Annotated in this window: 8 protein-coding genes; 4 read left to right on the top strand and 4 right to left on the bottom strand. The window is 49.5% G+C overall.

Features of this window, described 5'->3' with window-relative positions; genetic code table 11:
* Both ACLQ6D_RS08160 and acs read left to right on the top strand, forming a co-directional pair.
* On the top strand, positions 1–462 hold a 462-nt coding region (locus tag ACLQ6D_RS08160; RefSeq protein ID WP_411726787.1), incomplete at its 5' end, for a glutamate--tRNA ligase family protein.
* Positions 463–799: 337 nt separating this feature from the next.
* On the top strand, positions 800–2737 hold the full coding sequence (gene acs, locus ACLQ6D_RS08155; protein ID WP_411726786.1) for an acetate--CoA ligase: 1938 nt from the start codon (positions 800–802) through the stop codon (positions 2735–2737).
* Between the two features lie 150 nt (positions 2738–2887).
* On the opposite strand, the gene ACLQ6D_RS08150 is transcribed toward acs, so the two are convergent.
* The 4 genes from ACLQ6D_RS08150 to glgC all read right to left on the bottom strand — a co-directional run bounded on the left by ACLQ6D_RS08150 (position 2888) and on the right by glgC (position 8495).
* Complete coding sequence (locus ACLQ6D_RS08150; protein ID WP_411726785.1) at positions 2888–3865, bottom strand: malate dehydrogenase; 978 nt, start codon at positions 3863–3865, stop codon at positions 2888–2890.
* Between the two features lie 185 nt (positions 3866–4050).
* Positions 4051–5529, bottom strand: a complete 1479-nt coding sequence (gene malQ / locus ACLQ6D_RS08145) for a 4-alpha-glucanotransferase (RefSeq protein ID WP_411726788.1) — start codon at positions 5527–5529, stop codon at positions 4051–4053.
* Between the two features lie 12 nt (positions 5530–5541).
* Positions 5542–7239: a glycoside hydrolase gene (locus tag ACLQ6D_RS08140; protein ID WP_411726784.1), complete on the bottom strand. Its 1698-nt coding sequence runs from the start codon at positions 7237–7239 to the stop codon at positions 5542–5544.
* The gene (gene glgC / locus ACLQ6D_RS08135; RefSeq protein WP_411726783.1) at positions 7236–8495 is read right to left on the bottom strand and encodes a glucose-1-phosphate adenylyltransferase; all 1260 of its coding nucleotides are present in this window, start codon (positions 8493–8495) and stop codon (positions 7236–7238) included. Before glgC ends, ACLQ6D_RS08140 begins: the two co-directional genes overlap by 4 nt.
* Positions 8496–8598: 103 nt before the next feature.
* On the opposite strand from glgC, the gene glgB reads away from it, so the two are divergent.
* Positions 8599–10821, top strand: a complete 2223-nt coding sequence (glgB, locus tag ACLQ6D_RS08130; RefSeq protein WP_411726782.1) for a 1,4-alpha-glucan branching protein GlgB — start codon at positions 8599–8601, stop codon at positions 10819–10821.
* 22 nt (positions 10822–10843) lie between these two features.
* Positions 10844–11032 carry a hypothetical protein gene (locus tag ACLQ6D_RS08125; protein ID WP_411726781.1) on the top strand — a complete coding sequence of 63 codons (189 nt, stop codon included), beginning with the start codon at positions 10844–10846 and terminating at the stop codon, positions 11030–11032.
* Positions 11033–11060: the final 28 nt, after the last annotated feature.

Here is an 11060-nt window from a genome sequence, read left to right as displayed (position 1 = left end):
GCCTTATCTTTTCAAGACGAATTGCAGGGTTTGAATTGCCATAATCTGGCAAGGCTACACGGCGATTTCATCTTAAAGCGCAAAGACCGGATTATTGCATACCAGTTCGCCGTGGTGGTTGATGATGCCTTACAGAAAGTCAACCATGTCGTGCGCGGATGCGATTTGTTGGAAGAAACGCCCAAGCAAATCTATCTACAGAAAATATTGGCCTTGCCTACGCCAGCCTATATGCACGTACCCGTACTCGTCGACCGATACGGCCATAAACTCAGCAAACAAACCTTGGCAACGACAGTGGACACCCAATCGGCCAATAAAACACTCTTTGACTTGTTGAAGTTGCTCATGCAAAATCCGCCTGATAAACTTAAAGGTGTTTCAGTAGGTGAAATATTGGATTGGGCGATTGCCCATTGGCAGCCTGCGGCCTTGGCTTTGTGCCGTGCAATCAGCTTGTAAATCCTGATGTGAACTAAAATCTCTTCTTCCATGAGGTATAGGTCTACACAAGTCACTACGCCGTCATTCCGGCATGGATTGGCGGCGAGGATTCCATATCCTCTTCCGCACTTCCTCCATCCATGGAGGTCGCCGGAATCCAGGACACAGGGATGTGAAGACTGCTCAAAAGGAGTTCCATGTAGCTAAAAAAACGGATGGCAATATTTGACATTAGCATCCATGGCTTCTGGATCTCGGCAATCCCTGCCGAGATGACGCGTTGCGTTAGATACCTATGCCCACGGGGAGAGTTAGGGCAATAACCAATTTCCTTTAATAACACGTAGGAACAATCATGTCAGAAGCCAAAATCTACGACGTAAAACCAGAACTGGCTGCATATGCCCACATCAATCAGGCAATGTACCAAGCCATGTACCAACGTTCCATTGACCAGCCGGAACAATTCTGGGCTGAGCAGGCTGAGCAATTTCTGGACTGGGGCCAGCCTTGGCATACGGTCATGGCATATGATTACGCCGAGGGTTACATACGCTGGTTTGAGGGCGGCAAACTCAATGTCAGCGTCAACTGCCTGGATCGGCATCTAGCCCAGCGCGGCGATCAGGTTGCGATTATCTGGGAAGGGGACAATCCCGAACATAGCCAAAAAATCACCTATAGACAATTACACCAACAGGTCTGTAAATTCGCTAACGTACTGAAAGCCCAGGGCGTAAAAAAAGGCGACCGCGTTTGTATATACTTGCCCATGATTGCAGAAGCGGCAACCGTCATGCTGGCTTGCACACGCATAGGTGCTGTACATTCCGTGGTGTTTGGCGGCTTTTCAGCCGAAGCGCTTAAAGACCGCATCCTGGATTCCGATTGCAAGTTTGTGGTGTGTGCCGACGAAGGCTATCGGGGCGGTAAAGTCATCCCCATCAAGGCCAATATTGACCAAGCGCTAACGCAATGTCCCAGTGTCGATAAGGTTATCGTCATCAAGAACAGCGGCAATCCAGTGGCCTGGGACGAACAGCGGAATGTTTGGTATCACGAAGCGATGGCGGCGGTCTCAGACATCTGTCCGGCAGAAGCTATGGATGCCGAAGATCCCTTGTTCATACTGTACACCTCCGGCTCCACCAACCTGCCTAAAGGCATGTTGCACACCACGGGCGGCTATTTGCTGTATGCCGCCATGACCCACAAGTACGTCTTCGATTACCACGACGGCGATATTTACTGGTGCACCGCCGATATAGGCTGGATTACCGGGCATTCGTACATGATCTACGGGCCTTTATGCAATGGTGCGACTACCCTGATGTTCGAGGGCGTTCCCACGTACCCGCAAGCAGACCGGTTTTGGCGGGTGATCGACAAACACCACGTCAATATTTTCTATACTGCACCCACAGCGATTCGCGCATTGATGGCTCAAGGCAATGATTTTGTTACCCGCACCGACCGCAGTAGCCTGAGGATTCTGGGTAGTGTCGGCGAACCGATCAACCCCGAAGCGTGGGAATGGTATTATCACGTAGTTGGCGGGGGCAGATGCCCCATCATGGATACTTGGTGGCAGACCGAAACTGGCGGTATTTTGATCACGCCCTTACCCGGTGTGACCGCACTGAAACCGGGTTCTGCCACACTGCCATTTTTTGGCGTACAACCTGAGATTATGGACGGTGATGGCAAGGTTATGACAGGCGAGGCAACCGGAGTCCTGGTTATCGGCAAACCCTGGCCGGGTCAGGCGCGAACGGTTTATGGCGATCACCAACGCTTTATTGATGCTTATTTTAAGGCTTATCCTGGTTACTATTTTACCGGCGACGGCGTACGCCGTGACAAGGACGGCTACTACTGGATTACCGGACGGGTGGACGATGTCATCAACGTATCAGGCCACAGGCTCGGCACGGCAGAAGTCGAAAGCGCACTGGTGCTGCACGAGCAAGTCGCCGAAGCCGCTGTGGTGGGTTACCCCCATGCCATCAAAGGCCAGGGCATATACGCTTACGTCACCTTGAATGCAGGGATAACGCCGACAGAACAGCTTAGGTCAGAGCTTATCAAACTGGTCAGGCACGAAATCGGCCCGATAGCCACTCCCGATGTCATCCAGTGGGCAGCAGGCTTGCCGAAAACCCGTTCCGGTAAAATCCTGCGCCGCATCTTACGCAAAGTCGCCGCCAATGAACTGGATAACCTGGGCGACACCTCTACCCTCGCCGATCCGTCGGTGGTGGAGGATATTATTAAGCACCGGGCAGTGCGATAGATTGTTTCCACGGCTTTCGTAGGGGCAATCCCTTGTGGTTGCCTGGGCAGTTTGGTCACCGGGTATCAGGGCAGGCACAAGGAATTGCCCCTACGGTAGCGCGTATATATCAAATCTAACTGATTTTTTAGGTAAATAGCAAAGCGTTATTTAAAGCAAATGTTTGACGATTTCCCGTTCCTCTCTTAATTCGTCTTCTGTTGCACGCATTTTTCGCATACTAAATTCATTGATGTCCAAACCCTTTACCACAGTGATTTCCCCGTTTTTTACCGTAACAGGAAATGAGTACACCAAGCCTTGCTCAATGCCATAACTGCCGTCAGAAGGTATGCCCATGCTGACCCAACTGCCTTCATCGGTACCCAAAACCCAGTCCCTCATTTGGTCAACTGCTGCGTTTGCGGCTGATGCGGCGCTGGATAGCCCACGGACATTGATAATCTCTGTGCCGCGTTGTTGTACTTTGGGGATAAATTCATTGATGAACCAATCATATTCCACTAATGATAAGGCATCGAGACCTTTGACTTCGGCATGGTGCAGGTCAGGGTATTGAGTGGCAGAATGGTTGCCCCAGACAATCACATTTTTTACGTCCTTTGAAAGCACACCGCATTTTTCCGCCAACTGGCTCAGGGCGCGATTATGGTCGAGTCGGCTCATTGCGGAAAAGTTTTCCGGTTTTAAATCAGGTGCGTTCCGCAAGGCAATCAGCGCATTGGTATTGGCGGGATTGCCGGTCACAAGCACTTTGACATTCCTATTTGCCACTTCATTCAGCGCCTTGCCTTGTGCGGAAAATATCTCTGCGTTGACTGTCAGCAAGTCTTTGCGTTCCATTCCCTGTCCTCTTGGACGCGCTCCCACCAGGAATGCATAATCAGCTTTTTTAAATGCCACAGTGGGATCTTCAGTTATTTCAACGCGATGCAACAAGGGATGGGTACAATCGCTTAGCTCCATGACCACGCCCTGCAAGGCATTCATGGCGGGCGCGATTTCCAGCAAATGCAGGATGATAGCTTGGTCAGGGCCTAACAAGGATCCAGCCGCCAGTCGAAACAGCAAGGAATAGCTAATATTGCCTGCTGCCCCAGTGACCGCTATGTGGACGGGTGTTTTCATGGTTATCCTTCTGTTGTTTTCCGGTGAATGTGTGGGGTTTAGCCAGCGGCAACCCATCCAGCAATGCCCAAGTTAAGCAATAGGCATGATTTTAGTTTTACATATTCCTGAATGGTCAGCTTTGCTTTGTAAGGATAATACGAAAAGCCAGTACAACAAGCAAACTTTATGGTAGGGCTTGTAAATCATGCCTGCCGATCAAATAATCTCACCAGGTTCCCTAGCTTTTCTGTCCGTTCAGGTGTGACCTGATCCCAGCGAAAGCGCCAAGTCCAATTGCCTGTAGCCGTACCTGGCGTATTCATTCGATGTTCAGAACCTAATTCCAGGATATCCTGCATGGGGATAACGGCAAGATTGGCAACTGAGCCCAAGGCTGCATGTATCAACGCACAAGGTATTGAAGTCTGTGGGTTGCCCAAATAATCATAAATTTTAGTTTTAGCTTCATCACTGAGATTTTCCGACCAGCCGAGCGTCGTGTCATTGTCGTGGGTTCCGGTGTAGGCCACGCAATTCGTGACATAGTTGCCGGGCAGATAAGGATTATCCAGACCGTCACCAAAGGCAAATTGCAGGATCTTCATGCCGGGCAGATGAAATTCATCCCTGAGTTCCTCGACTTCTGAAGTAATGATGCCCAGATCTTCTGCCACCAGAGGAATGGATCCCAGCGCTACGTTGATAGCGCTTAGCAACGCATGTCCGGGCGCTTTTACCCACTGTCCATTGATGGCGGTTTCCTCGTATGCAGGTATTTCCCAGGCAGCTTCCAGGCCGCGAAAATGGTCAATACGGAGAATGTCAAACAATTCCAGTTGAGTTTGCAAACGGTCTAGCCACCAATGAAACCCGGTTTTTTTTAGGGTGTGCCAGTTAAAGTGCGGGTTGCCCCAACGTTGTCCGGTTTCAGAAAAATAGTCGGGCGGAACTCCGGCAACAACAATCATTTCACCCGCATCATCCAGCTTAAAAACATCACGGTTAGCCCAAACATCGGCGCTATCATAGGATACAAAAATAGGGATATCGCCAAACATCAACACGCCGTGTTGTCCGGCGTAAGCTTTTAGTTCAAGCCACTGCCGGAAAAATACATATTGCTGAAATTTTATACTGTCTATTTGTGCTTTTAGCCGCCGCCTGGCTTCCTGTAGGGCTTTTGCTTCCCGTTCCTTAAAATGTTCAGGCCATTGGTTCCAGCATTGCGGATGAAATTTATGCCGAAGCGCCATAAACAGGGCAAAATCATCGAGCCAGAAGGATTTTGCCTGACAAAAGTCAGCAAAATCCTTTTTATTGCCTTCATCGGCACGTTTAAGAAAACCATGAAATGCCTTTGTCAGTAAAATACTTTTAGGGTATTCGAAAGCGTTTTTTGATTCCGTGGAAATGTCCGGGAACCTCAGCCAGCCTTGCTTGCATAGCCAATCAACGCTAATCAGTTCAGGGTTACCGGCATGGGCGGACAAGCTTTGATAGGGAGAGCGATCTTCGTGGGTGGTGCCCAAGGGCAGCGTTTGCCAAACAGTAATGCCGGTATCATGCAAGAAGTTTACGAAATGATAAGCTTCCTGACCCAAATCACCCATTGCGCTTGAGCCGGGCAGTGAGGTGATGTGCAGCAGGATGCCTGCACGGCGTTTGTTTAAAATGGCAGACACTCTATCCACTGGTCATGCTTGAGTGCTGGGGCGCATCGCCCCACCCATTGCGGGCGCACCAAAACCTTGAGTGAATGACAGCGCCAGATAAGCAGGGGGATCTTCTCCTAACAAGCGGTACAGATTAGCCAGATTCAAGCGGAACTGTTTTTCGAAGTTACTCACAGCCTCGCCAGGATTATAATCGCCAAACCACCAAAACCAGTCAGAACCCTCGCAAACGGCCAGTTGTAATTCGGCTTTCTTGATTTGTTGATCGGTCAAACGTTCCGCTGAAATCGCTTTATCGAAGGCACACTTCACATCACCTAACATATCCCAGCCGCGGTTCTTATCGGTATCGCCTATCCAGGTCGAAAATGTCCCATAGACCCAACTACCCGCAAGCAGCCTGTTCAAAGGCTTAATCTCCAGCTTGCTTTTCAGGCATTCGAAAAATGTCGTGAGTTCAATGGCAGGATGTGATGCCAGGCGCATATACAAAGCGCTCAAGAAATAATGCCCATTCTTTGGGAAATACTCCCAAGCGTTTTCACCATCCATGATAATAGAAACCACCGAGCCTTCCGGTTCATTGGCGGCAATATTCTCCAGATGCTTAATCAAATCACCCACTGCGTCATCCGCATGCCATTTTGAATATTCGAAACCAATCAGGTCGGATAGGCCGTCATCCCTGAAAAAGCAAGGAATATTGGTTTTCTTTAGCTTAAAAGGGTGATGTACGCCCATTGGCTTCTCATTCTCGGGCAACAGCAAGCTGTTGTGCAGGACGGAGCCGCCACTGGCCGCCCATTTAAAGCCGAAATCACCGAGTATTTTTAGGGTTTTTTCACAGATGCTGCCTTCTGAGGGCCAGCAGCCATCAGGCCTGAAACCAAAAAACCGCTTGAACGTTTGTACGCCTTTTTCGAGATGCCAGATGATCCTGTCTTCGCCGCCAGGATAAGCTTTCAAATCAGGCAATGGGGCGTTGGGCATGGCTTCATGGGTAGAATTCAAGTCCAGCAACAACGGCATGATGGGATGGGCGTACGGGGTGACTGAAAGCTCAATCTGGCCTCTTTTGGCCAAGGCCTTATAGCGGTAAATCACGTTTGACAGTTGCTCGCCGATAATTTCCAGGATTTCAATCCGGTCATGCAGGGTATAGCCCGACCCTTTTTCGATAAGGTGTTTTATTCGGTTGTCCGTCAGTTTTATGGTTTCTCCCATCCAGGCCAGGTGATACCAGACCAGGATGTCACAAATGAACTGGGAATTCACATAATCCAAAGACCCGTAGTTTTGTTCCAGCCACTCAGCCATTTTGACCAGTTTCTTATACGCAGAATAGCGGTTGACCTGCCTTTCCCGGTTTGCCCGCAGGCAGTCTTTCACCAGCTTCATGCGGTCTTCCAGGTCGGCTGGTATGCTGGGGTCAACCAGCGCTGCCAGTAAAGGGTCGGTGATGGAAATGCGGTCATGCAAATATGCGCTGACCTGCTTGGCATATTCTTCAATTTGTTCCAGCAAAATCGGCGCAAAATTGACCACCGCCTTGGCATTGGGCACGGCTTCCAGATGCCCGGCCATATCGACATAATCTTTGATGACATGCAGATAAGTCCAGGGCAGATTGAATGACCCGGTTTGTAAGTCACGATATTCGGGCTGGTGCATGTGCCAGCACAAGACCAACCGCAATTTATTTTTTTTTATGTTCTTCATCTAACGTAGTGCAATTTTTGTCCTAGCATGTCGGAGGTCACCAGAACCACGCCACTCGGGCTGACATGATATTTTTTCTCATCTTCCGCCCGGTTTTCACCAATCACCGTGCCTTCAGGGACTTCACAGCCTTTTTCTATAATGGCCTTGGTGATACGGCAATGACGGCCTATGGTGGTATCAGGCAGCACAATGCTATCTTGCACCGTCGTAAAGGAATTGACCCTGACATTTGAAAACAGCAGGGAATGCCGCACTGTCGCGCCGGAAATCACGCTCCCGCCTGAAACCATCGAATCGACGGCGAGTCCCCGCCGGTCTTCATCATCAAAAACAAATTTTGCGGGCGGCGTTTGTTCCTGATAAGTCCAGATCGGCCAAGTTTTGTCATACAAATTAAGTTCAGGATTAACGCCGATCAATTCCATATTGGCAGACCAGTACGCGTCTATCGTCCCCACGTCCCGCCAATAACTTTGCCCACCCGTTTGTAAATCCAGGAAGGGGTAAGCGTTCACCAGATATTTGTCGATAACCGAAGGGATGATGTCTCTACCGAAATCATGGCTGGAACCTTTGGTGTCCGCGTCTTTTATCAATTGTTCGTAGAGAAAATCGGCATTAAAAACATATATCCCCATGGACGCCAATGCCGTATCTGTCCTGCCCGGCATGACCGGTGGATTGGCCGGTTTTTCGACGAAAGCCCGCACCCGGCGGTTATCGTCGACATCCATCACACCAAAGGCGGTGGCTTCTTTCAGCGACACTTCTATGCAGCCTATGGTCAAATCGGCATTTTTCTTAACGTGGTCGGCGATCATGGCACCGTAGTCCATTTTGTAAATGTGGTCGCCGGGCAACACCAGGATGTGTTCGGGTTGACGAGTCCTCAGGATGTCGATATTTTGGAATACCGCATCTGCCGTGCCTTTGTACCAGGAGTCTATATCATGCCGTTGCTGGGCTGGGAACAGCTCGACATACTCACCGAATTCACCCCGCAAAAACCCCCAGCCTTGCTGGATGTGAAGAATTAAGGAGTGGGCCTTATATTGGGTTAAAATGCCTATTTTACGGATACCGGAATTCATACAGTTGGACAATGGGAAATCAATGATTCGGAATTTGCCACCGAACGGCACTGCGGGTTTGGCCCGCCAATCGGTCATATCCTTCAAGCGCGCGCCACGGCCACCCGCTAAAATGAGTGCGATGGTATTTTTGGTGAGGTGGCTGACGTTACGGTCTGACATTGTTTATCTCCTGTGTTTATCTGTAGTTTGAATAGACGCAGAACACCTATTTTTTTGGTAATATGAGCCGAAACTAATTTTACTACACAGAGGCATGCATAAGGTGAAAAAACCATCAACAAACGTACTGGATGCGGAATCTATAAAAATTTCGGAGGCCAGGCATCACGATCCTTTTTCAGTCTTGGGCTGGCATCTTAAAACCAATCAAATCCACATTAAAGTTTATCTGCCTTATGCAGAAACGGTTAAGCTCAGCCATAATAACGCGGCTTTTCAACGCATTACGGGTACGGATTTTTTTGAGTATTTTTTGGAGTATAGGGCTGGAAAGGAGCCATTGCCCAAGCATTACCAATTATCCTGGACAGATAAAAGCGGCAACACACACCTCGATTATGACCCTTACGACTTCCCGGTGCAATTGCCGGAATTTGACCAACACCTGTTCGGCGAAGGCAAACATTGGCATGTTTATCAAAAACTGGGCGGGCATCTCCATAGCTCAGACGAAATCGAGGGCGTTTTGTTTGCGGTTTGGGCACCCAATGCCGGGCGCGTCAGTGTGGTGGGTGACTTTAATCACTGGGATGGCCGTTGTCATCCTATGCGTAGCTTGGGCGGTGGCGGTATCTGGGAGTTGTTTGTTCCGGGATTGAAAGAAGGTTGCCTGTATAAATTCGAAATACTGAACCGCTTCAGTAATGAAGTGCTGCTGAAAACAGACCCCTACGGGCAACAGTTTGAACTTCGTCCCAACACCTCATCCATCGTTGTCAAGGAAAATAGCTATATTTGGCAGGATCAGCAGTGGATGACTCAGCGCACACATCACGATTGGCTGCATGAACCCATGTCAATTTATGAGGTGCATTTAGGTTCATGGCAGCGCGATAATCTTGGCAATTTCCTCAATTACCGTGCGTTGGCAGATCAGTTGGTCGAATACGTAAAGCGGCTGGGCTTCACCCATATCGAACTGCTGCCCATCACCGAACACCCCCTGGATGCTTCCTGGGGATACCAGACCACCGGTTATTTTGCCCCGACCAGCCGACACGGTACGCCCGACGATTTTCGCTACTTTATCGACACCTGCCACCAGGACAACATCGGCGTCATCCTGGACTGGGTGCCCGCGCATTTCCCCAAGGATGCGTTTGCCCTTGCCCGTTTTGACGGCAGCGCCCTATATGAACACGAGGATCCCCGCAAAGGCGAGCACCGGGACTGGGGGACATTGATCTATAACTTTGGCCGCAATGAAGTGAAAAACTTCCTCTTATCCAGCGCCATTTTCTGGCTAGAAGAGTTCCATCTCGATGGCTTGCGGGTCGATGCGGTCGCGTCCATGCTGTACCTGGATTATTCCCGTGAGGACGGGGATTGGATACCTAACCAATATGGTGGCAACGAAAACCAGGAAGCCATAGATTTCTTCAGGGAGTTGAACACGGTTACCCATGAGCAGCACCCCGGTACGGTCATGATGGCCGAAGAGTCAACCGCCTGGCCGCAGGTCACCCGCCCGACCTGGGCCGGAGGCCTGGGTTTTTCCATGAAATGGAATATGGGTTGGATGAATGACATCCTGGTTTATATGAAGGAAGATCCTGTGCACCGGAGATATCACCACGATCAGCTGACTTTCGGCATGCTCTATGCCTTCACCGAAAATTTCACCCTGCCTTTTTCGCACGATGAAGTGGTGCATGGCAAGGGCTCAATGCTCAACAAAATGCCGGGTGATGAATGGCAGCGGTTTGCCAACTTACGCCTACTTTATACCATGATGTTCACATACCCGGGCAAAAAACTGCTGTTCATGGGCTGCGAGTTTGGTCAGGGTACGCAATGGAATTTTAATCAGTCCCTGGACTGGCACGTACTGGAATACCCACTTCATCAAGGCATACAAGCCCTGCTGAAAGATTTAAACCATGTTTACAAAACACACCCGCCCTTGTTTAAACATGACTTTGACCATCATGGCTTTGAATGGATAGACTGTCATGATTTCGAGCAATCCGTCATCAGCTACCGTCGTAAGGATGATGACCAGGAATTGATCGTCATACTTAATTTTACGCCTGTAGTCAGGGAGAATTACCTGATTGGTGTCCCAGTAGCTGGCACCTATCAAGAAATTTTTAACTCGGATTCAGGTAGTTATGCTGGCAGCCATGTCGCCAATGATGATGTGCTTTCCGAACCGATACCCTGGATGAATTTACTTCACTCTGTCAAGCTAACCCTGCCGCCCCTGGGAGGAGTAATTTTAAAACTTAGATCCAACTCATTAAGTGCAATTATCCCTGCCCGTTAAGGCATAGGACTCGTACTGGAGAATGTTTGAAAGCGCCAAGCAATATATGGCGTTACCTGATTACATACAACTTTCAGCCGAATCAGCAACCTTTCAAGTAGCCGTCATACCGGCAGATACCGTCTTAAAATCCAAAAATCAAGGCTTATTTCACTTTGCCCAAAGAGGATCGAAAGGCTTGCCGGATTTAAGGACACCAAAAGCGATGTGAATAAGCTTGCGCATGGCGGCACAGACAA

Source organism: Methyloglobulus sp., from assembly GCF_046714055.1.
Lineage (GTDB): Bacteria > Pseudomonadota > Gammaproteobacteria > Methylococcales > Methylomonadaceae > Methyloglobulus.
This window is presented reverse-complemented; position numbering and strand designations above follow the sequence as displayed.

What these genes read in the sequence shown, in the direction of transcription:
- acs (WP_411726786.1), top strand. Translation starts at nt 800, where the DNA reads ATGTCAGAAGCCAAAATCTACGACGTAAAACCAGAACTGGCTGCATAT.
- ACLQ6D_RS08140 (WP_411726784.1), bottom strand. Translation starts at nt 7,239, where the DNA reads ATGAAGAACATAAAAAAAAATAAATTGCGGTTGGTCTTGTGCTGGCAC.
- glgC (WP_411726783.1), bottom strand. Translation starts at nt 8,495, where the DNA reads ATGTCAGACCGTAACGTCAGCCACCTCACCAAAAATACCATCGCACTC.
- ACLQ6D_RS08150 (WP_411726785.1), bottom strand. Translation starts at nt 3,865, where the DNA reads ATGAAAACACCCGTCCACATAGCGGTCACTGGGGCAGCAGGCAATATT.
- ACLQ6D_RS08125 (WP_411726781.1), top strand. Translation starts at nt 10,844, where the DNA reads ATGTTTGAAAGCGCCAAGCAATATATGGCGTTACCTGATTACATACAA.